A 21837-nucleotide genomic window follows, 5' to 3' on the forward strand; every position below is an offset into this window, starting at 1 on the left:
CGCCGTGGTGGTGTCCACGGGCTTGCCGGTCTTCTTGTCCACAATGGTCTTCTGCATCCGGGGGAAGCGGATGGGCACCAGCTGGTCGCTGACGGTGGGCTTGCCGTCCTCGTCCAGGCCGGTGGTCAAAAAGCCGTACACCGTGTTGCCCATGCCGTCGGTGAGGTAACCGTCGGCGGAGAAGCGGAAATCGCCGGTGCGGGTGAGGAGAAGGCTCTTGAAGCTCTCCGGGTTGCGGGGATCGATGTTGGCGGCCTGATCCTTGGTGCCCACCAGGAAGAAGCCGTCGCCCACAATGGCGCAGTCCATGGGGTTGCCAGGGTTATAGCTTGAGGTGGACATATCCAGGTCGATGCTGGCCACCAGGGAGCCGTAACCCAGCTGAGAGGGGTTCATGCCGCCCACGGTCTCGCTGCCGTTGGAGCCGCTGGAGTACATGCTGTAGATGCTGTCCCGGAACACGGTCCGCTGCTTCTTGTAAGCGGTGGTGTTCACGTTGGCCACGTTGTTGCCGATAACGGTAAGTTTCTGCATGTGGGCCTTCAGGCCCGCAATGGATGCGTACATTGATCCGGTCATAGGGAATCTTAATCTCCTTTCGGTTTCTGGCGCCGCCTGGCCCCGTCAGTCGGACGGGGCCACTGGCCTCCGAAAACCGGTCCTGCCATCTGTAAAGGTGTTACAGGAACACGGCGCCGTCGATGTTGGTAAAAACGCTGTCCTTCATCTCGTCCTGGGTGATGGCGGTGATGACCCTGCCATGGGGGACGTTGATGATGAATGCCTTCTCGGTGTCCATAGCCAGAATGTTGGTGGCGCCCTTCGCCTGGGCCCGCACCATGCTGCCCTTAATCTGGTCGATGAGTCCGGGGGTGATTTCAATGCCCCGTTCCTCCGCCCGGCTCCTGGCGTGCTTGGAAAATTGGACATCCTGTCCGGCCCTTGTCAGCTCCTGCTGTAGGGCGGCGGCAAATCCAGCCGCTGCCGTTCGCTTCCCTGCGTCCGGTATCTGCTGTAACTGGCTCTGTCTGGATACGCGTTCAATCATGAACTCTCACCTCAGCCCTCGCCGTTCTGGGGCGCGCCGTTCTCTCCGTTGTATTCCGGAGTCTCGCCGCCGGGGGACGTGGTCTCGCCGGGCTTTTCGGGCTCATCCGGCTTTTCCGTTTCGCCGGGCTTTTCGGGCTCATCCGGTTTCTCCGTTTCGCCGGGCTTTTCGGGCTCATCCGGTTTCTCCGTTTCGCCGGGCTTCTCCGTTCCCTCCACCTTATCGGTGTCCTCTTCCTTCTCCTGGGGCAGGCGGCCCACGGCCATAATCTCGTTGAGATAATAGTACTCGTCGTTGACGAAAATAATTTGCTGTCCGTCCTTGGTACCCGTGCCGGTGACGACGCCCACGATCTCCTGAAGATTGTTGTCCTTGTCGTACTTGCCGACGGTGACCTCTTTGCCCACCAGGGACGCGGAATAGCTCATCAGCGTGGCGTCGGTCATGTTGACCATGGACTGGATCATCTGCATCTGCACCATCTGGTTCAGCATCTCGGAGGTATCCATAGTGTCGTCAATGCCCTGGTTGGTCATCTGGGTAATCATCAAGGTGATGAAGTCCGTCATGTCCAGGTCCATGTTGCTGCCCTTTTTGGTGACGGTAACGGTCTTGTTTCCCACCTGATGGGTACCCAGAACGCCGCCCAAGTCCTGCATATAGTCGCTCATTATTTCACCCCTTTCTTCCTTACTCCCCCTCCATGGGGATCAGGCCCAGCCGCAGCTGCTGGAGGAAGTTCTCGCTGTCGCTCTGCTGGCTCTTCCGCTCTTCCTGCTGCTGGCGCCGGTGCTGGTTCTGCTGCTGTTCGTAAAGGTCCTGCCGCTGGCTCTCCTCCTGACGGGGGACTTCCACCCGGACCTCCTGCTGGGTCTCCCGGCTGAGCAGCGTCTCCAGACCGGAGAGGTTCTTCTCCAGAAGGTTCTGGGTTCCGCGGTTCTCGGCGTGCATCTGCACCACCAGTCCGCCGTCCTTGCTCCAGGTCATCTCCACAGTGACCTTCCCCAGGTTCTCCGGGGTCAGCTGGAGTTCCACCCGAGTCTCGCCGTTTTGAAGGGCCTCCGTCAGTTTCGGGGCGATCTGCTTTTCCACGGGCTGCTGGGTCTCCTGGGTCTTGGGGGCCTCGCCCACCTTCACGGGGACGGCCTTGACCTCCTCAAAAACGGGGGTCTCGCCTCCGGCCTCCTGAAGCTCGGGCGTTTCCTCCCCCGCCTCTTCCGCCTGGGCGGTCTGGGCGTTTGCTTCGCCGGTTTCCACCTTGACCTCCACGGTCCGCTCCTCGGTGTGCTGGGCCTTGTCGGGGGCCTGGATGGTCTCCGGCAGCTCTTCCATCAAATTGGGCTGGCCGCTCTGGGTCTCCCCGGTCTCTCCGGTCTCTGCGGGAATCTCCACGGCCCGCTCCTTCACCGGGACAAACACCTGGGTTTCCGGCTCGCCGGCGGTCTCCGCCGCCAGAGGGGCCACCTGGTCCATCACGGCTCCAACCCGCTCCGCCGGCCTCACGGCCGCCTCTTCTGCGGGCACCACGGGATTTTGCAGCATCGCCATGGCCGCCAGAACCATCTGTTCCTCCAGCTCCTTGCCGTCCTTGGGGACGGTCTGCGTCTCCTGAGGCTGCTCGGTCTCCTGGGGCTGCTGGCTGCCCTGGGCCTCCTGAGACTTTTCACTCGTCTCGGGTTTCTCCTGCCTGGGGGCCGCCGGGGCCTCGCTCCCCTGCTTCTGCTCCATCAGCTTCTGGAAACCGTCCTTCTGGGCGGAGTCGCTCTTTTTCACCGTTGGAGCCGTCTGGGAGAGCTGGGCGTTCGCCAGCATGGTGTTCATCAACTGTTCCATACGCTTGTTTCACCTCCTTGTCATTCCTGCACTATGTATATTCCAAACGGCGGTTTTATGCGCCGTGTTGGACGCTTTAACAAAACGCGGGATTCTGCTCTCACGCGCTGGCGTGGGCCCGGGCGGCGCTGACGAATTCCTCAATAAACAGCTCCTCGCTCTTGGCCTCCGCCTTGTGATAGGCGTCCAGCTTCTTCTCCCGCAGCTTCTCGATGGAGGAGGTCTCCTTTTTGGCCTCCACCACAGCCTCCCGGCGCTTCTCCTCCTCGGCTTGAAGTTCCTCCAGCCGCTGGGTCTCCACCTGGATCTCCAGCTCACCGGCCCGGAGGGCGCTTTGATACATCAGCGCCTCGGTAATGGGGAGACCCTCCTCCGCCCGCTGCTGATACTCGGCGCTGCACTCCCGGTACTCCTGCCAGACCCGATCCAGCTGCGCCTCCTGGGCCCGGACCTTTGCCAGAGCCTCGGCGTGCTCGCCCCGAAGGGCGTCCAGCACTTGCTTTTTATAGGAGAGAACCGTATCCAGCGCAAACTTGAACTTCTTCACGAAGAGGGCTCCTTTATCTCTTAGTTCAAAATGCTCTTCAGCTTCTCGATGCACTGCTCATAGCTGAAGGCCTCGTCAATCTCCTGGGTCAGGAATCCGTTCACCGCGTCGATCTTGGAAAGGGCATAGTCCAGATTCCGGTTGCTCCCGGGCTTGTAGGCGCCGATGGCCACCAGGTCCGCGTTCTTCTCATAGGTGCTGAGAATATCCCGCAGGCGGGAGGCCAGCTGCCGGTGCTCCGGAGAGACGATCTCCACCATCAGACGGGAAATGCTGGCCGAGACGTCAATGGCCGGGTAGTGGTTGCTGTTGGCCAGGGCGCGGGAGAGCACAATGTGCCCGTCCAGAATGCCCCGGACGGTGTCGGCGATGGGCTCGTTGGTGTCGTCGCCCTCCACCAGAACGGTGTAAACGCCAGTGATGGAGCCTTTGTCGAAATTTCCGCTTCGCTCCAGGAGCTTGGGCATCTCCGCGTACATAGAGGGGGTGTAGCCCCGGCTGACCGGCGGCTCGCCGATGGCCAGGCCGATCTCCCGCTGGGCCATGGCGAAACGGGTCAGGGAGTCCATCATGAGAAGCACATCGTACCCCTGATCCCGGAAGTATTCCGCGATGCCCGTGGCCACGCTGGGGCACTTCATCCGCAGCATGGCAGGCTGGTCGCTGGTCGCCACCACCAGCACGGAGCGGCGCATGCCCTCCTCCCCCAGGTCCTTCTGGACGAATTCCAAAACCTCGCGGCCCCGTTCGCCCACCAGGGCGATGACGTTGATATCCGCCTTGACATTCTTCGCGATCATGCCCATCAGTGTGGACTTGCCCACGCCGGAGCCCGCGAAGATGCCGATACGCTGGCCCTTTCCGATGGTAATCGTGCCGTCAATAGCTTTAACTCCAAACTCCATCCGCTCCCGAATCGGGGGGCGGCGGAGAGGATTGATGTAAGAACCGCCGACACAATAGAGGTCCCCTCCCTCAAAGGGAGGCTTGCCGTCAATGGGCTGGCCCATGGCGTTGATGATGCGGCCCCGAAGGAACTCGCCCACCCGCAGTGTCAGCTGCCGTCCGGTGTTCCGGACGAAGTTGCCCGCCGAGATGCCCGCCATGTCGGAATAGGGCATCAGCAGGATGTGGTCGTTTTTGAAGCCCACCACTTCGGCGGTGACCTGCCCGCCGGAGTCGCCGTTGTAAATCCGGCAGATGTCGCCGACGGCCGCCCGGCCGCCGCTGGCCTCAATGGACATTCCGACAATATTTTCAATTTTCCCGGTCAGGCTGTAGGTCTCCGCGTTGTAGACCTGACGGATCATTTGCCGGAACATAGCTTCTCCTTATTGCCCCCCGCCGAAGTTCAGGTTCCCGAAGCTGACGCCCTCCTCCATGGGTCCGGCGTCCGACAGCAGGGTGCGGATGTTGTTCATCTGGGTGGCGGCGCTGGCGTCCACAATCTCGTCCGGTGTCTCGATGATGCAGGTGCCCGCCTCGTCGTCCGCCATGGGAATGATGCGCACCCGGTCCGACAGGGCCGAGAGGGCGTTCATCAAGGAGGCGGGAACCTTGGAAAGATGCTTCGCGTCGCATTCCGCGATATAGATATGGGCCCACTCCCGGCGCTTCCGCTTGTCAATGGCGGTTTGAATCATCCGGCAGATGACCTCGCTGCTGCTTTTCAGGCTGACGCAGACCACCTTCTCCGCAATGGCGATGGCAAGGTCCCGCAGCTCGTCTACATTTTCGTCCATCTGCCGGTCCAGGGCGGCCCCGGCCCGCTCCAAAAAGCGGTCGAATTCGGCGGCCAGCTCCTTAGCCTGCCGCTCCTGAAGCCGGTGGCCCTCCTGAAGGGCCTGGGTGGCTCCCTGGGCAAGGCCCTCGGCCCGTCCGCTCTCCATCGCGCTTTGGCGGGTGGACTCAAAAAGTTCCTGCGCCTTGATCTCCGCCTCCAGCCGGGCCTGGTCCAAAATTTCCTCCGCCCGGCGGCGGGCGTCCTCCAGAATCTGCTCCGCCTGAATCTGGGCAAAGCTCACCGGATCCGGTTCCGGTTCCGGCGGTGCGGCGGCCAGGACTTCTTCCTCCTCCTCCGCCTCAATCCGGATGTCCACCTCCGGCGCCGCCTCGGGCTCTTCCTCCGGAGGCAGCGGGGGGGCGGAGGGCTGTTCCTCTTCCAGAATCAGCTCCTCCGCCTTGGGAAATTGATAGGGTTCGGCCTTGGGACGCAGAATGGCTTTCCAAATACTAGGCAATAATATCGTCCTTTCCGCCCTTCAGGATGATGATCTCACCCTTCTCCTCCAGTCCTCGGATGATGCCGACAATGCGCTGCTGGGCTTCCTCCACGTCCTTCATGCGGACGTTGGAAGTGATTTCCAGGTCGTCCTTGATGCTCTGGGCCATACGGCTGGACATATTGGAAAACAGCTTGTTCGCCACTTCCGTATTGGCCGCCTTGAGGGCAAGCACCAGGTCTCTGGGGTCGCAGTCCCGGACGAAGCGCTGCACGGAGCGGTCGTCCATGGTGATGATGTCCTCGAAGACGAACATCCGCTTGCGGATCTCGTCCGCCAGGTCCGGGTCGGACAGGCCGTCGAAGATGTTTTTCTCGCTGGTCCGGTCCAGGTTGTTCATCACGTCGGCCACATAGTCGATGCCGCCGACCTTGATGTTGGTATCCGTCATGATGTTGGAGAAGCGGTTGTGCATCTCGGCCTCCACAATCTTGATGGCCGCCGGGGAGACGCTGTCCAGCTTGGCGATGCTCTCCACCACCTGAATCTGCTTCTTCTCCTCCAGCTGGGCCACCACGCCCGCCGCCTTGTCCGCGTCCACATAGGAGAGGACCAGGGCAATGGTCTGGGGCCGCTCGCCCCGCAGGGCGGAGTAGAGGGACTTGATGTCCGCCTTGTCCATGAAGGAGAACTCCCGGTTTTTCAAAGACCTTGTCACCTTGCCCAGGAGCTCCGCCGCCGCCTGCTCGCCATAGGCCTTCTCCAGAACGGCTCTGGCGTACTCCAGACCGCCCTCGGTGACGGCCTTGTTGGTCATGCAAAGCTGATAGAACTCGTTTAGAATATCCTCGGTCTGCTGGGTGGTGAGGAAGCCCAGGCGGGCCACCTCCAGGGTCAGCTGCTCTACATCCTCGTCTTCCATGTACTTGTAGAGCAGCGACGCCTTTTCCGCCCCCAGGGCAACGATGACCGCCGCAGCCTTCTGAGTGGAGCTGAGCTCCGGCTGCTTTGCCGCAGCCTTAGCCGATGCCGCAGCCGCTGCTGTCTCAGCCATTGTCGTCGCCCCCTTTCAGCCAGGTCTTGAGCATCTGGGCCGCAATCTCCGGGTTGTCGCTGACGAACTGGCGGATGTCCCTGCGCAGCTCCATGCTCCGCTCCATCTCCAGGCTCATCACGTCGGCTCCGTCCTGCGGCTCCTCGCTGCCTGCCTCGCCCAGGCCCGCCGCGGCCATCATGGCTTCCATCTCGCGGCGCTCCTGTTCCTCCGCAGCCTCTCTCTTCTTCCGCCGCTTCCGGCGCACCAGGAGGATCACGATCAGCAGAATGATGAACAGCAGCAATCCGATACATGCGGCGATCAGCACCCACAGAGGCACCGCCGCTCCGCTCTCGCCGCCTCCGACGGGTCCAAGGGCGGCGTCGGGATCATAGAACTCCATGGAAACCACGGAAATCTTGCTGTCCAGAATCTCCTCGCCGGTCACCTCGTCCAGAACGCCGCTGATGCCGGCGGCCCGGGCCACGTGCCTGCGAATGTTATCAATGTCGAAATCTCCCGCCGTTCGGGAGTTGACCGACACGGCGACGCTGCAGTCCGTCACCCGGGCCACGCCGTTGTTGTCAATCAGAATTTCGCTGCTGGAGTTGTCGTACTCCTTTTTCCCGCTTCCGGCGACCATGTTGTCCCCGCTTTCCGGGTCCGCCAGATCTTCCACGTTCTCCGGCAGGTCGCTGTTGACCTCGGAGCCCACCAAGCCGCCGATGGGGTCCTCGCCGGGGCGGCCGGTGTAATACTCGTACTCCTCCGCGCCGATGGGACCCCGCCCTCCGGTGGAGCCGTCTTGGGCGTACTCGGGGAGATAGACCTCGTGCCGCTGCTCCGTAGTCCGGGAGATTTCCACGTCGCAGTTGACGCCCACCCGGACGTTGTCCTCGCCGAAGATGGGAACCAGTATGTTCATCACCTCGGTGCGGATGCGGTTTTCAAAGGTCTGCTGGAGCTGGAGCTTCAGGGCGGAGGCCTCGCCGTCCATGCCCTCGTTCCCCGTCAGGTAGATGTTGCCGATCTTGTCCGTAATGCTGACGGACTCGATCTCCAGTCCCTGGACGGAGTAGGTCACAAAGTGCCGGATGGCCTCAGCCTGCTCGTCGGAGAGCATGGCGCCCTCCACCATGGTCACGCTGACGGCGGCGCTGGCCTTGACCACATTGCCGCTGTCCAGCACGTAGGCCCGGTTCTCCCCCGGCGTGATGTTCACCGTCGCGTCCACCACATTGGGGAAATTCCGGATGGTGGCCGCCATGCTCTCCTGGAGGTCCAGGCGCAAAGCGGTGCTCCGCTCCTCGTTGGTGGAGAAGCTGCTGATGTTCTCCATGTAATAGTGACCCGTCTGGTTAAGGTTTTCCATCAGGATGCGGGCCCGCAGGGCGTCCTCCTGATTTTCGGGCACCAGGATGGTGTTCCCGTCCTCCACCTTATAATTGGTCACGCCCTGACTGCTCAGGAAGTTCAAAATGTTGGACGCTTCGGTGTTGCTCACCTGGGTGACCAGCACGGCGTACTCCTGCTTATTGAGGGTCAATACGATGGCGATGGCCACAATCAGGACCACCAAAACAGCGGCGATGGCGATCCAAATCTTCTTGGAAATCTTTTTCAGGCGCTCTTTCGTCTTATCGAAAAGCGCCTTTGCTTTCTCCTTCAACCGCTGTCACCTCCTTTACTCATTCGCTCCGGCGGTCCTGTCCACATGGTTTGTGCTGCCTGGGGCCGCAGCGGCCAGGCAGCACAGGGAGGAATTCCCCGTCCGCCGCCCGGTCCTTACAGGCTGATTCTCGACAGCTCGGAGTAGGCGTCCAGCGCCTTGTTCCGCAGCTGGATCAGAAGATCAACCGCAGTCTGGGCCTTCGTGCCGGCGATCATCGCCATGGCGGGATTATCCAGCTGGCCGGTGGACAACAGATATTGCGCTTCCTTATAGTCCGCGTCCGTCTCCTTCACATCCTCGATGGCAGAGCGGAAAACAGCGCCGAAGACGCTCTCCCCTATCTGGGAAGAAACGTCCTGCGCTTTCTTCTCCCCGGCGATGGGCGCCAGCGGCGTGATCTTTTCAATGGGGGTCAGCATGGTGGAACCCGCCTCCTCTCACATTACTTTCCGATCTGAAGCCCGTCGGTGATGACGGTCTTCATGGTATTGAGCATGGTCACATTGGCGGAAAATGCCTGGGTGGCGGCCATGGCGTCGGTCATCTCCTTCACCATGTCCACATTGGGCATCTCCACATAGCCGTCCTCGTTGGCGTCGGGATGGGTGGGGTCATAGACCAGCTTCATGGGGGAGGGATCTTCCACAATTTGGGTAACCTTCACGCCGCCGGCGGCGCCGGTGTTGGGGACCATGCCGCTGGCAGCCCGGGCCATGGCCCGGCGGAACCCGTCCCGTCCGGTCTCCGCCTCGAAGACCACCATCTTCCGCCGGTAGGAACCCTCGCCGTTCTCCACCTGGGTGGTGGTGGAGTTCGTCACGTTCTCCGCCACGATGTCCAGCCGCAGCTGCTGGGCTGTCAACCCGGAGGAGACAATATTCATGGAACTTAAAAAGGCCATATGTCAAACTCTCCATTCCCCGCCGGGCGTGCCCCGGCAGTTCATCCGAAGGGCCGGCGGAGCCGGCCTCGCAGTCAATTGTCCGCCTCTCCGGCGGCAAACATTTAACGCTGTGAAGTGAAAAAGCACTTGCCACGCGGCAAAGCCCGCCCCCGGCGATTACTGGCCGCGGACGGCAGAGCGAAGAATCGCAAGCTCCGTGTTGATGGAGCTCATCACATACCGCATCTGATAGGCGGTCCGGATGGCCTCGGAGGCCTGGGCGGTCACATTCACACCGTTGTCGTCCATCCGGGTCTGAACCTTCTGCTCCGTCACGCTGAACGGGGTCCCCTCCAGCACGCTCCGCATGGACTTCACGGGGGCGGAACGCTTGGACGCCTGCACCAGCCTGCCTTTCAGGCTCTCCTCGAAGGTGACGACCTTCTCCTTATAGCCCGGCGTCTCGGAGTTGGAGATATTATCCGCAATGGCGGCCTGCTTGGTCCAGAGATAACCCAGCGACTTTTCCAGCATTAAGAACGAGTTGCTCGACAGCATATCCATAACTATGTACTCACCTTTCCCTGGCTCCGCACAGAAAAAGAACAACGCTCTCCCCACCCCGCGCCCCCGCGGGGGCGTCTTCCTCTATGGAGCGGGCTCTCCAGCATATTCGGCACGGGGGCATTTTATTCCGCGCAGGAAAGTTCCATTCCCCTCAAACTTCGCTGTTCGCTCTGTTTTCCTCTGTGCGTCTATGTGTGTTTTGCAACAAATTCGTTTGTCCTGCCTAATTGGGTGTTCTTTATTATGAACCATTCTCCCAGAAAAAGCAAGTATTTTTTTGATGAGCGCAGCTTCCATTTTCAAGAAATTAATATTGCTTTTCACTAATAATGCCACATTATCTAAAATTCACCACAACACCTTGTCTTTGCTATGCCCATCCTGGCGAATTTCATAATTTTTTGTTGAAATTCCGTCAATTCTTGTGTAATTGACCAAAGGGCCGTTTTTGCGCGAAAAAAATATGTATGACCCGGCCTGCGGATAGCCTTTCTTCCCGCTTGCTATTTTGCCGTGCTTGTGTTAAAATCAGGGCATTATAACATGGAAGCTTTGTGACCGCTTTTCCGGCGGTCTCCCCTGGGCGGACGGGACAGCCCTTTACCCCCTCCGGCCAAGCGCCATGAACTAAGGATGTGATCTCTTGGGCAAAGAACAAAAACCAAAAATTCTGATTGTGGACGACTCGGAGCTCAACCGCGCCATTCTGGCAGATATGCTGGATGACGAATACGAGATCATTGAGGCGGAAAACGGCCTTCAGGGCGTGGGGCTGCTTCAGCAGCAGGGCACGGAAATTTCCCTGGTTCTTTTGGATATTGTCATGCCGGAGATGGACGGCTTCGGCGTTTTGGAGGTCATGGCTCAGAACCACTGGACTGAGGATATCCCCGTCATCATGATCTCCGCCGAGACCGGCTCTTCCCACGTTGAGCGGGCCTATGAGCTGGGCGTCACCGATTTCATCTCCCGCCCCTTCGACGCGCTGATCGTTCACCACCGGGTGGTCAATACCATTTTATTATATGCCAAGCAAAAGCGCCTGGTGGGCATGGTGGCGGACCAGATTTATGAAAACGAGCAGCGCAGCAGCCTGCTGATCGACATTCTCAGCCACATCGTGGAGTTCCGCAACGGCGAAAGCGGCCTGCACGTCCTCCACGTCCACACGTTGACGGAGCTGATGCTGAACCACCTGGTTCAGAAGACGGACCGCTATGAGCTCTCCCCCTCGGACATCTCCATGATCTGCACCGCTTCCGCCCTGCACGACATCGGAAAGATTTCCATCGACGAAAAAATCCTCAACAAGCCCGGCCGCTTCACCCCTGAGGAGTTTGCAATCATGAAGACCCACTCCATGGCCGGAGCGGAGATGCTGGAAAACCTCCCCATTTATCAGGACGACCCTTTGGTAAAGGTGGCCTACGACATCTGCCGCTGGCACCACGAGCGCTGGGACGGCCGGGGCTATCCCGACGGGCTCAAGGGGGACGAGATTCCCATCTCCGCCCAGATCGTGGCCCTGGCGGACGTGTACGACGCCCTGACCTCCAAGCGCTGTTATAAGGACTCCCTCTCCCACGAAAAGGCCGTGGAGATGATTCTGGACGGCCAGTGCGGCGCGTTCAATCCCCTGCTGATGGACTGCCTGCGGGAAATCGCCCCCGAGCTGCCGGAGCATATGAGCAACAGCAACTCCGTCACCCGGCGCAACCAGCGGGAAATGCGCAACGTGGCCCAGGAGATGCACCGGCACGAGGAGCTCACCGCCTCGGAGCGGACCTTGCAGCTGCTGGAGCACGAGCGGATGAAGTACAGCTTCTTCGCCGACATGAGCAAGGAGATTCAGTTCGAATACACCGCCTCTCCGCCTATGATTACCCTGTCCAACTGGGGGGCGGAGCATCTGGGGCTGGACGAGATCATCATGGACCCCCTCCACCAGCCCAAGGCCCGGGAGGTCATGAACCCCGCGGACTTCCAGAACCTGGTGGACATTCTGCGCAGCACCAGCCCGGACCTGCCCGTGGTGACCTACGACTGCAAGCTGAACTACAAGGGCGCGTGGCGCTGGACCCAGATCGTGGCCCGGGCCATCTGGTCCAGCGATGAGCCGCCCCGCTATACCGGCGCCATCGGCAAGGCCATCGACATTCACGACTCCCGGATGAAGCTGGCCTCTCTGGAGCAGCAGGCCTCCCACGACGCCCTGACAGGCCTTCTCAATCACGCCTACGCGAAAAAACGCATTCTGGAGCGGATCGAAAGCCGCCCCACCGCCACCTACGCCCTGGTGATCTTTGACCTGGACCACTTCAAGTCCGCCAACGACACCTATGGCCACTCCTTCGGCGACCAGGTGCTGGTGCACCTGGCGGATAAGCTCCGCCAGTGCATCCGGGGCGGCGACATCGCCGCCCGGGCGGGCGGAGACGAATTCCTGATCTTCCTGGAGTACAAGGACGAGATTGACACCGTGATCTCCCGCATCTTCCAAACTCTCTGCGGCCAGTTTGAGCACTTCTCCATCTCCGTCAGCATGGGCGTAGCCCTGACGGCCACGGTCCCCGGCGGATACGACGCTTTGTTCCACGCGGCGGATCAGGCCCTGTACTCCGTGAAGCGGGGCGGCCGGGGGCAGTACCGTTTTTATGACAACACCATGCGGGAGACCCTTTCCGCCATCTCCCCCATCGACAGCGAAACGAACGAACAGCAGGATCAGGATAAGGAGGAGCAGACATGACTTTAAAGGAATGCTACGCCGCCATGGGCGGCAATTATGAGGATGCCATCGGCCGCCTGCGCAGCGAACGGCTGGTTCAGAAATTCGTCCTGAAATTTTTAACCGACGGAAGCTACGCGCTCCTCTGCCGCTCCATGGAGGAGCAGAACTACGAGGAGGCCTTCCGGGCCGCCCACACCATCAAGGGCGTGTGCCAGAATCTGAGCATCGACAAGCTCCAGGGGTCCAGCAGCCGTCTGTGCGAATCCCTGCGCAACGGCTATACGCCGGAGGCCGACGCTCTGGCGGAGGAGGTGCGGGCGGACTACAGTCAGACCGTGGCCGCCATTGAAACCTACCAGAAAGAGAGCGCAGGATGAAGAAGCTCCTGAACAGCGCCACGCGCTTTCTGACGGTCAGTCTGGTGCTGATCCTGGTGCTAACGGTGTGCATCTTCTCCTTCCTGGCCCTGTTCATGATCCAAAAGAGCTCTGATACCATCAGCGTCGTGGGCACCACCTACATGACCGGCATGGGGGAAAAGGTCACGCAGCACTTCGCCACCACCATTGAGTTGCGGCTGTCCCAGGTGGATTCCCTGGTAAGCAGCATTCCGCCGGAGAGCGGCTCCAGCGATTACCTGCGGGAGGAGCTGGGCCACAACGCCAAGGCCCGGGATTTCTCGTCCCTGGCGTTCTTCTCCTCCACCGGCGAGTTCGACATGATCTACGGCGAGGAGCCCATCCTGGCGGACCCGGAGCCCTTCCTGTCCTCCATGAACAGCGGGGACAAGAAGGCAGCCGTAACCGCTCTGGCCAGCGGGCAGCGGGACGTCCTTCTGGGCGTCTCCGCCCAATACCGCATGGCCAACGGAGAGATTTCCACCGCCCTGGTGGCCAGCCTCCCTGCGGATTACATCGCGGAAACCCTCTCTCTCTACAGTGAGAACACCCTGGTCTACTCCTACATCATCCGCCGGGACGGCACCTTAGTCATCCGCAGCGGCGACGCCTTCCGGGAGAACTACTTTGACCGCCTCCGCTCCCTTTTCCAGGAGCAGGGCGAAAGCGGAGACCGCTATGTCCAGGAGCTGGAGGCCGCCATGGACAGCGGCGAGGATTATTCCACCATCCTCACCTTCGGCAACGAGCGGAGGCACTTGCAGTGCAACAAGCTCCCTTATTCCGAGTGGTTCCTTGTGACGGTGCTGCCCTACGGCGAGCTGGACAAGTCCATCAGCGACCTCAGCTGGACGTGGCTGCATCTGGTCTTCCTGGGCTGCGCCGTGGTACTGACGGCTCTGCTGCTGGTCTTCTGGCAGTATTTCAAGCTCCTCCGGTCCCAGATGGCGGAGCTGGATCAGGCCCGGAAGGAGGCCGTCCACGCCAACAAGGCCAAGAGCGAATTCCTCTCCAACATGAGTCACGATATCCGCACGCCCATGAACGCCATTGTGGGCATGACAGCCATCGCCTCCGCCAACATTGACGACAAGCAGCAGGTGCAGCACTGCCTGAAGAAAATCACCCTTTCCAGCCGCCACCTTCTGGGCCTCATCAACGACGTACTGGACATGAGCAAGATCGAAAGCGGCAAGCTGACGCTGAACATGGACCAGGTCTCCCTCCGGGAGGTGATGGACAGCATCGTCAGCATCGTCCAGCCCCAGGTCCGCTCCAAGCGCCAGCAGTTCGAGGTCTCCATCCACGATATCACCACGGAGAACGTCTGCTGCGACGGCGTGCGGCTGAATCAGGTTCTTCTGAACCTTCTGGGCAACGCCTTGAAATTCACCCCGGAGGGCGGCCTCATCCAGGTCTCCCTCTATGAGGAGGAGTCCCCCAAGGGCGGGGAGTACGTCCGCGTTCACCTGCGGGTGAAGGACAACGGCATTGGCATGACGCAGGAGTTCCAGGAAAAGATTTTCGAATCCTTCGTCCGGGAGGACAGCGCCCGGGTCCGCCGGACCGAGGGCTCCGGCCTGGGCATGGCCATCACCAAATACATTGTGGACACCATGGGCGGCGAGATCGGGGTGGACAGCGAACTGGGCAAGGGCAGCGAATTCCATGTCACCCTGGACCTTCTGCGGGCCGAGACTCCAGAGGAGGAGATGATCCTTCCGGAGTGGAACATCCTGGTGGTGGACGACGACCGCCAGCTCTGCGAGAGCACCGTGAAATCCCTGAAGTCCATCGGCGTCAAGGCCGACTGGGTCATGAACGCGGAGGGGGCCATGGAGATGATCGACCACCGGGTCAAGATTCGGGACAATTATCAAATCATTCTTCTGGACTGGAAGCTGCCGGACATGGACGGCATCACCGCCGCCAAGGAAATCCGCAGCCGCTTTGGCAGCGACACACCTATTCTCCTCATCTCCGCCTACGACTGGAGCGAAATCGAGACCGAGGCCAGAGAATCGGGCATCACCGGTTTCATCTCCAAGCCCCTCTTCCGTTCCACGCTCTTTTACGGTCTCAAGCCCTTTGCCGATCTCAGCGGCTCTTCCAAGGAGGCCGTAACCCACGAGGAAAAGCAGGCGGACCTCTCCGGCCTGCACATCCTCCTGGCGGAGGACAACGATCTGAACTGGGAGATTGCCAACGAGCTCCTCTCCGACCTGGGGATGGAGCTGGACTGGGCGGAGAACGGCCGCATCTGTGTGGACAAATTCCTGAACTCCCCCGTGGGTTTTTACGACGCCGTTTTGATGGACCTGCGGATGCCGGTGATGACGGGCTACGAAGCCACCCAGGCCATCCGGGAAGCGGACCGGCCCGACAAGGACATTCCCATCATCGCCATGACCGCCGACGCCTTCTCTGAGGACATCCAAAAGTGCCTGAACGCGGGGATGAACGCCCACGTGGCCAAGCCCATCGACATTCGGGAGGTCTCCCGTCTGCTGGAGAAGTACATTCGAGAACTGCACTGACGCACATCGAAAAACCAGGCGGCGGGGAACTCCCCGCCGCCTGGTTTTTCTGTCCGTTTCATTCAGCACTCCGCCGCTTCCCCGGCGGAATCCGCAGCCTCCGCCTCGCCGCCTCCGGAACCGGACTCCAGGTCCTCCTCCTCCAGAACGGTTTCCCACTCCTTGGGGTTTTTCTTGGGCTCCCGGGTGGCCAGCGCCAGCTTATAGCCGTCCGGGTCGTGGTCCATCAGATACCGCTCGTCCTGCGGCGGCACTTTGTCGCCCCGCTGAATCCGGGCGGCAATCTTCTGGCATTTATCCATGGTTTTCAGGGCCTTGGTCAGCGCGTCCAGCTCCCCTCTGCCCTTCTTCTTCGCCTCCAGCAGCTTCCGCTGCTTCTCCATGTCCTGGCGGTTCAGCTCCTGAAGAAAGGCCAGCGCCTCCTGAGACCAGGCCGCTTTGTCCCTTCGGGGCTTTGCGGCGGCGCCTCCTCCGCTTGTTCCGGCGCGCTTCTTCTCCGCCACCGGAGCGGCCTTTCCGGCCTGCGCGGCCCGCCGCTGCCGTCCGCTGATGCTCAGCTCCATGATCCGCCCTCCTTCCGCCGTCCTTTGCGGCTGTTTTATGTATACGATAACATAGAATCCGGCGGAACTCAAGCCCCTTTTCCTTGTGTATTCTCCCACTTTCTTTTTCCATGGGAGTATGCTATCATCAAATTGTTCAAAATAAGTCATACCTTTTATCACACAAAGGAGGGCCACGCCATGCACGTTCTGTCCGACATCGAGATTGCCCAGTCCTGCGCCATGCGCCCCATTGGGGAGATTGCCGCCGCCGCCGGCGTCGATTCCCAGTACCTGGAGCTCTACGGCAATTACAAGGCCAAGGTGGACCCCCGCCTCCTGCGGGAGAGCGGCCGCCCCGACGGGAAACTGATTCTCGTCACCGCCATCAACCCCACCCCCGCCGGCGAGGGCAAAACCACCACCACCGTAGGTCTGGCCGACGCTCTCCGCCGCCTGGGGAAGAACGCCCTGGTTGCCCTGCGGGAGCCCTCTCTGGGCCCCGTCTTCGGCGTGAAGGGCGGCGCGGCCGGAGGCGGCTATGCCCAGGTGGTGCCCATGGAGGACATCAACCTCCACTTCACCGGGGATTTTCACGCCATCGGCGCGGCCAACAACCTCTGCGCGGCCATGCTGGACAACCACATCCAGCAGGGCAACGCCCTGGGCATCGATGTGAAGCGGATCACCTGGAAACGCTGTGTGGACATGAACGACCGCCAGCTGCGGAACATCGTGGACGGCCTGGGAGGGCGGATGCAGGGCGTCCCCCGGGAGGACGGCTTCGACATCACCGTCGCCAGTGAGATCATGGCGGTGCTGTGCCTCTCTTCCGATATTCCGGACCTGAAAGCCCGCCTGGGCCGGATGGTGGTGGCCTACACTTATGAGGGAAAGCCCGTCACCGCCCACGACCTCAGGGCCGAGGGGGCCATGGCGGCCCTGCTGAAGGACGCTTTGAAGCCCAATCTGGTTCAGACCCTGGAGGGGACCCCGGCCTTTATCCACGGCGGACCCTTCGCCAACATCGCCCACGGCTGCAACTCCGTCATGGCCACCCGGCTTGCCATGCGTCTGGCGGACTACGCCGTCACCGAGGCGGGCTTCGGCGCGGACCTGGGGGCGGAGAAGTTCCTGGACATCAAGTGCCGTCTCGCCGGTCTGACGCCCAGCGCCGTCGTGGTGGTGGCCACGGTCCGGGCGCTGAAAAACCACGGCGGCGTCCCCAAGGCGGAGCTGAACGCGGAGAATCTGGAGGCTTTGGAGAAAGGTCTTCCCAACCTGCTCCAGCATGTGGACAACATCAAAAACGTCTATGGCCTGCCCTGCGTGGTGGCCATCAACGCCTTCCCCACGGACACCGCCGCCGAGCTGAAACTGGTGGAGGACAAATGCCGGGCCTTGGGCGTCAATGTGGCCCTCAGCGAGGTCTGGGCCAAGGGCGGCGAGGGCGGCGCGCTTCTTGCCGAAGAGATCCTGCGCCTCTGTGAGGAGCCCGGTGACTTCCGGTTTGCCTATGACGCGGAGGACACGATTGAAAATAAGATTAACGCCATCTCGAAAAAGGTCTATCACGCCGATGGCGCGGTTCTCACCCCCGCCGCCAAAAAGCAGCTGGCGGAGCTGGAGGCCCTGGGCTTTGGGAAGCTCCCCGTCTGCATGGCGAAGACGCAATACAGCTTCTCCGACGATCCGGCCCTGCTGGGGGCCCCCAGGGGCTTCACCATCACGGTGCGGAATCTGAAGGTCAGCGCCGGGGCGGGCTTCCTGGTGGCCCTTACCGGGGACATCATGACCATGCCGGGCCTGCCCAAGGTCCCCGCCGCCGAGAAGATCGACGTGGACGAGAACGGCAAGATCACGGGGCTGTTCTAAGTTACTTTTTTCGAGAAAAAAGTGACCAAAAAAGCTTTCATTCGCTCTGGCAGTCCGGCACTTATCCAAGCCGGAGCGACGGCAACGAAAGTGGGTGGAACATTGAGCTATCTTTCCCCCAAGGAATTTTTGGAGCGTTATGCCGCCGGAGGGACGGCCAAGACGCAAAAGAGCGCCGGGAAGCTCCTGGCCCTCTCCCTGCTGGCCGGGGCCCTCATCGCCCTGGGCTGCGCCGCCACCAGCACCGCCGTCCATGGGCTGGAAAACGTGGGCCTTGCCCGGACCGTCTCCGGCCTCCTCTTCCCCTTCGGCCTGTGCATGGTCCTCGTCACCGGGGCGGAGCTCTTCACCGGGAACAGCCTCCTGGTCCTCTCTTTGCTGGAGCGGAGATGCACCCTCTCCGGCCTTTTGCGAAATTGGGTTTTGGTCTACCTGGGGAACTTTCTGGGGGCCTTCCTTGTGGCGGCGGGCTGTGTCTTTTTCGGCCAGCTGAATTACTCCGCCGGAGGACTGGCGGTCTACACCGTCCGGCTGGCCGCCGGGAAGTGCGCCCTGCCGTTTCTAAGCGGCTTTGGGCTGGGGATTTTCTGCAACGTCCTGGTGTGCCTGGGGGTGCTGCTGGCCCTCTCCGCCCAGGACGCGGCGGGCCGCTTTATGGGGGCCTTCATTCCCGTGAGCTATTTTGTCCTCTGCGGCTTTGAGCACTGCGTGGCGAATATGTACTATGTCTCCGCCGGACTGCTGGCGGTGCGGAATCCCCAGTATCTCCAGCTGGCCCAGGAGGCCGGTGTGGACCTTTCCGCCCTGACCGTCCCCAATTTCCTCCTGGGAAACCTCCTCCCCGTCACCCTGGGGAATATCCTGGGGGGCGCGGGACTGGCGGTCCTGCTCTGGTACGCGCATTTGAAAAAGGACTGAACGTACACCAAGCCGGGAGGCGTCGCCTCCCGGCCCGGTGTTTTTACTCGGCGGCAAAGACGCCTCCCTGATCCAAATCCGTCCGCGCGACCACGTTCCTCTCCTCGTCATAGCCCACGGCGACGACTCGGAGGCCGGTGGGATACTCGCTCCAATCCACCAGGTTGGTCTCGAACAGAAAATAGGACTGTCCATCCTTCTCCATCCAGCCGCTATCCTCCCGCCGGACCCCGAAATTGCCGTGAACCCGGCCAATTCGCTCCTCCCCCTGGGGGTCGCCCGGGCGCATGAAATAGACCTCCAGCCGGGCGATCTCCGGGTCGTCCACCCTGCCGAACACATAGAACCGGCCTGCCTTTTCCAGTCGGACAAAGCTCCACCAACCGCCGTGGATGGGGCCCTCCCCCGTGCAGTCCACCGGTACGCCATAGACTTCCGTCCAGCCGTAAAGGGACAGGCGGGCCGCGCTGAGCATGGTGACGGTTTCATTTTCCGTCAGGTAAATCAAGCCGGTTTTGTAAATCTCCGGAGCCCAGTCCCGGCGAACTACGGCGGTCCTCCCCGTGCCCGCCCGCTCCTCACAGCGCCGGATGGCCTGGATGGGGAACAGAAGGCCGGTCATCAGAAAGTGATTCACCAGGAACAGCGCCGCCAGCGCAATTAAAACCCGCCGGAAGGCCGTCCGATTCCGGGGGCGCATCCGTTTCCTTTTCATTCGATTCTCTCCTCCGGCAGAGGCACCTGGACCCGGATATTCTCTCCGAATTGGCGGTAGACCAGTGTCACGTGGCTGTCTCCGGGCTCGGCATTCACGTGTTTCACGGTCCGCCCCCACATATAGTGGTCCCGGGTGTTGCTGCTGTAGTCTATCTCAAGCACCTGTTTGCCGCCTTGGGTTTCAACGAAAAGCCCGTCCAGCAGGCCGCCGGAAACCACCCCGCCGGGAACCCGGTCGTAGCTGTACAGCACAAGCTCCACACAGTGCTGGCTGTCCCATTCGTGCCGCCGTCCCACGTTGACCCTGGCTACCCGAACAACATCGTTTTTAATGGGAATCCGGATATCCACCGCCTCCGACGCCTCCAGCACTTCCAGCTCATGGGGCCAACCCTTCGGGACATAGACCGTCCGGGCGTAGATGCTGTCCCACAAAGAGCCCAGCATCCCAATCCCCAGCGCCGCCTGGATACACACCACCACCGTCAGCGCCACCGCCGCCCGGCCAATCCACAGCCAGCCCCTTCCCCGGTACTGCTTCGCCATCTCCCGACCAATCTCCGCCGGGTCCCCCATGGCCTCCAGGCACCGTTCTTCCGCCAGCTCCGCGCTCCAGCCCATGCCCAGCAGCGCCTCCATCCGGTCCTCCACGTGCTCCTCCAGCTCCCGGCGGACATTCTCCCGCTCCTCCGCCGTCAGCCGCCCCAGAGGCAGGAGCACCCGGTCCATGAATTCCCGCCGGGTCATGCCAGCTCCGCCCCGCTCCGGAGCACGTCGTTCACCGCCCCGGAGTACCGCTCCCAGGCCTGTTTTTCCTCCCGGAGGGCCCCCTGGCCCTTCCGGGTCAGGTGGTAGTACTTCCGCTCCCGCCCCGTGGGGGCCTCCTTGCGGTAGGCCTCCACAAAGCCCTCCTGCTCCAGCCCGTGGAGCACCGGGTACAGCGTCCCCTCCTTCATGTCGAAGGTGTGGTTGGACCGCCGGGCCAGCTCCACGATCATTTGATAGCCGTACATGTCCTCCCCCGCCAGCAGCGACAGCGCCAGCAGCCGGGTGTGTTCGATGGCTTGTTTCTTCATACGAGGCCTCCTTTATACCTAGAATTTCTATGCTTATTATACATAGCATCACTAGGCATGTCAAGGAAAACCTTCCAGATAGGGACGGGGCTCGGTCCCCCATAGTCCGATTGGTAACTGACGCGTTCCCGGAAAAAAGGCTGTCCATCTCCCGAAATCTGTGCTATAATCTCCCCATGAATGAAAAAGCTACAACATGGACCCGGCTCCCCCCGCCGCTTCTGGCGTGGTACCGGGCCAGCGCCCGGGACCTCCCCTGGCGGAAAACCCGGGACCCCTACCGCGTCTGGGTCTCGGAGATCATGCTCCAGCAGACCCGGGTGGCGGCGGTGCTGGGCTACTATGCCCGCTTCCTCGCGGCCTTCCCCACGGTGGAGGCCCTGGCCGCCGCGCCGGAGGACCAGCTCATGAAGCTCTGGGAGGGCCTGGGCTATTACAGCAGGGCCCGGAACCTCCAGAAAGCGGCCCGGCTGGTGACGGACCGGGGCGGCTTTCCCGACACTTACGCAGGCCTTTTGGAGCTCCCCGGCGTGGGGGACTACACCGCCGCCGCCATCGCCTCGGCCGCCTTTGCCCGGCGGGAGGCCGCGGTGGACGGCAACGTCCTCCGCGTCATCACCCGCCTGACGGACGACCACAGCGACGCCTCCCTCCCCCAGACGAAGAAGGCCGTCCGCGCTCAGGTGCAGGCCGTCTTCCCGGAGGCGGAGGATGACATCCGGATTTTCAATCAGGCCCTCATGGAGCTGGGGGCCACGGTCTGCGTGCCGAACGGTCCGCCCAAGTGCCTCCTCTGCCCTGTCCGGGACCTCTGCCTGGGCCGGGAGCGGGGAACGGCGGAGGTCCTGCCCGTCAAGGCCCCGAAAAAGGCCCGCCGGGCGGAGGAAAAAACGGTGTTCCTCCTTCTCCGGGAGGGGAAGATCGCTCTTCGCAGGCGTCCCGCCTCCGGTCTGCTTGCGGGACTGTGGGAGTTTCCCAATGTGGAGGGCGGCCTGGAGGAGTCCGCCGCCGGAGAGACGGTCCGGGCCTGGGGCCTGGAGCCGAAGACCTGGAAGAACCGCCTGACGGCGAAGCACATCTTCTCCCATGTGGAGTGGCACATGACCGGGTACACCCTGGCCGTCTCCGGCGAAGGGCCGGAGACGTTCACCTGGGTGAGCGCCCTGGACCAGCACGCCGTCCCCTCCGCCTTCGCCCGCTACCGGGAGGAGGCCGAACACGCGCTGAAAGAATAG

General features: G+C 61.6%; 22 protein-coding genes. 6 read left to right on the plus strand and 16 right to left on the minus strand.

Features of this window, described 5'->3' with window-relative positions:
• The 12 genes from QZ329_RS08880 to QZ329_RS08935 form a co-directional block, all read right to left on the minus strand.
• On the minus strand, positions 1–579 hold a 579-nt coding region (locus tag QZ329_RS08880), incomplete at its 3' end, for a flagellar hook-basal body complex protein (RefSeq protein ID WP_295751302.1).
• A 100-nt stretch (positions 580–679) separates the two neighbouring features.
• On the minus strand, positions 680–1048 hold the full coding sequence (locus tag QZ329_RS08885) for a TIGR02530 family flagellar biosynthesis protein (RefSeq protein WP_295751304.1): 369 nt from the start codon (positions 1046–1048) through the stop codon (positions 680–682).
• Positions 1049–1059: 11 nt separating this feature from the next.
• Positions 1060–1719 carry a flagellar hook capping FlgD N-terminal domain-containing protein gene (locus QZ329_RS08890; protein ID WP_295751308.1) on the minus strand — a complete coding sequence of 220 codons (660 nt, stop codon included), beginning with the start codon at positions 1717–1719 and terminating at the stop codon, positions 1060–1062.
• A 19-nt stretch (positions 1720–1738) separates the two neighbouring features.
• Positions 1739–2881, minus strand: a complete 1143-nt coding sequence (locus tag QZ329_RS08895; protein WP_295751311.1) for a flagellar hook-length control protein FliK — start codon at positions 2879–2881, stop codon at positions 1739–1741.
• Between the two features lie 100 nt (positions 2882–2981).
• Entirely contained in the window at positions 2982–3428 is a 447-nt protein-coding gene (gene fliJ / locus QZ329_RS08900) for a flagellar export protein FliJ (RefSeq protein WP_295751314.1), read from the minus strand.
• A 20-nt stretch (positions 3429–3448) separates the two neighbouring features.
• The gene (gene fliI / locus QZ329_RS08905; RefSeq protein ID WP_295751317.1) at positions 3449–4750 is read right to left on the minus strand and encodes a flagellar protein export ATPase FliI; all 1302 of its coding nucleotides are present in this window, start codon (positions 4748–4750) and stop codon (positions 3449–3451) included.
• Between the two features lie 9 nt (positions 4751–4759).
• Positions 4760–5668, minus strand: a complete 909-nt coding sequence (locus QZ329_RS08910; RefSeq protein ID WP_295751319.1) for a FliH/SctL family protein — start codon at positions 5666–5668, stop codon at positions 4760–4762.
• Positions 5661–6704 (minus strand): flagellar motor switch protein FliG, encoded by a 1044-nt coding sequence (gene fliG, locus QZ329_RS08915; RefSeq protein WP_295751322.1) that lies wholly within the window; start codon positions 6702–6704, stop codon positions 5661–5663. The genes QZ329_RS08910 and fliG overlap by 8 nt, the downstream gene beginning before the upstream one ends.
• Positions 6697–8355: a flagellar M-ring protein FliF C-terminal domain-containing protein gene (locus QZ329_RS08920; protein ID WP_295751324.1), complete on the minus strand. Its 1659-nt coding sequence runs from the start codon at positions 8353–8355 to the stop codon at positions 6697–6699. The genes fliG and QZ329_RS08920 overlap by 8 nt, the downstream gene beginning before the upstream one ends.
• A gap of 116 nt (positions 8356–8471) precedes the next feature.
• Positions 8472–8777, minus strand: a complete 306-nt coding sequence (locus QZ329_RS08925; RefSeq protein WP_295751328.1) for a flagellar hook-basal body complex protein FliE — start codon at positions 8775–8777, stop codon at positions 8472–8474.
• A 23-nt stretch (positions 8778–8800) separates the two neighbouring features.
• Complete coding sequence (flgC, locus tag QZ329_RS08930; RefSeq protein WP_295751331.1) at positions 8801–9259, minus strand: flagellar basal body rod protein FlgC; 459 nt, start codon at positions 9257–9259, stop codon at positions 8801–8803.
• 159 nt (positions 9260–9418) lie between these two features.
• Positions 9419–9805 (minus strand): flagellar basal body protein, encoded by a 387-nt coding sequence (locus QZ329_RS08935; RefSeq protein WP_295751335.1) that lies wholly within the window; start codon positions 9803–9805, stop codon positions 9419–9421.
• A gap of 646 nt (positions 9806–10451) precedes the next feature.
• Between QZ329_RS08935 and QZ329_RS08940 the strand changes: the two genes are divergently transcribed.
• From QZ329_RS08940 to QZ329_RS08950, 3 genes are read left to right on the plus strand one after another with little or no spacing between them, the layout of a single operon-like run.
• Entirely contained in the window at positions 10452–12557 is a 2106-nt protein-coding gene (locus QZ329_RS08940; RefSeq protein WP_295751337.1) for a diguanylate cyclase, read from the plus strand.
• A complete protein-coding gene (locus QZ329_RS08945; protein ID WP_295751340.1) occupies positions 12554–12916 on the plus strand; it encodes an Hpt domain-containing protein in 363 nt (120 codons plus the stop codon). Before QZ329_RS08940 ends, QZ329_RS08945 begins: the two co-directional genes overlap by 4 nt.
• A complete protein-coding gene (locus tag QZ329_RS08950) occupies positions 12913–15474 on the plus strand; it encodes a hybrid sensor histidine kinase/response regulator (protein ID WP_295751343.1) in 2562 nt (853 codons plus the stop codon). The genes QZ329_RS08945 and QZ329_RS08950 overlap by 4 nt, the downstream gene beginning before the upstream one ends.
• A 62-nt stretch (positions 15475–15536) precedes the next feature.
• Here the strand turns inward: QZ329_RS08950 and QZ329_RS08955 are convergent, their stop codons facing one another.
• Positions 15537–16037 carry a hypothetical protein gene (locus QZ329_RS08955; RefSeq protein ID WP_295751346.1) on the minus strand — a complete coding sequence of 167 codons (501 nt, stop codon included), beginning with the start codon at positions 16035–16037 and terminating at the stop codon, positions 15537–15539.
• 180 nt (positions 16038–16217) lie between these two features.
• Between QZ329_RS08955 and QZ329_RS08960 the strand changes: the two genes are divergently transcribed.
• Positions 16218–17891 carry a formate--tetrahydrofolate ligase gene (locus tag QZ329_RS08960; protein WP_295751349.1) on the plus strand — a complete coding sequence of 558 codons (1674 nt, stop codon included), beginning with the start codon at positions 16218–16220 and terminating at the stop codon, positions 17889–17891.
• A gap of 102 nt (positions 17892–17993) precedes the next feature.
• Positions 17994–18809, plus strand: a complete 816-nt coding sequence (locus QZ329_RS08965) for a formate/nitrite transporter family protein (RefSeq protein ID WP_295751352.1) — start codon at positions 17994–17996, stop codon at positions 18807–18809.
• A 43-nt stretch (positions 18810–18852) separates the two neighbouring features.
• Here the strand turns inward: QZ329_RS08965 and QZ329_RS08970 are convergent, their stop codons facing one another.
• The 3 genes from QZ329_RS08970 to QZ329_RS08980 are packed head-to-tail and all read right to left on the minus strand — an operon-like array spanning position 18853 to position 20602.
• Positions 18853–19524 carry a hypothetical protein gene (locus tag QZ329_RS08970; protein ID WP_295751355.1) on the minus strand — a complete coding sequence of 224 codons (672 nt, stop codon included), beginning with the start codon at positions 19522–19524 and terminating at the stop codon, positions 18853–18855.
• Positions 19521–20273, minus strand: coding sequence for a permease prefix domain 1-containing protein (locus tag QZ329_RS08975; protein WP_295751358.1), 753 nt, complete (start codon positions 20271–20273; stop codon positions 19521–19523). The genes QZ329_RS08970 and QZ329_RS08975 overlap by 4 nt, the downstream gene beginning before the upstream one ends.
• Positions 20270–20602: a helix-turn-helix transcriptional regulator gene (locus QZ329_RS08980; protein ID WP_295751361.1), complete on the minus strand. Its 333-nt coding sequence runs from the start codon at positions 20600–20602 to the stop codon at positions 20270–20272. Before QZ329_RS08980 ends, QZ329_RS08975 begins: the two co-directional genes overlap by 4 nt.
• A 176-nt stretch (positions 20603–20778) precedes the next feature.
• Between QZ329_RS08980 and mutY the strand changes: the two genes are divergently transcribed.
• A complete protein-coding gene (gene mutY, locus QZ329_RS08985; RefSeq protein WP_295751364.1) occupies positions 20779–21837 on the plus strand; it encodes an A/G-specific adenine glycosylase in 1059 nt (352 codons plus the stop codon).

This window comes from uncultured Oscillibacter sp., assembly GCF_910579365.1.
GTDB lineage: Bacteria > Bacillota > Clostridia > Oscillospirales > Oscillospiraceae > Oscillibacter.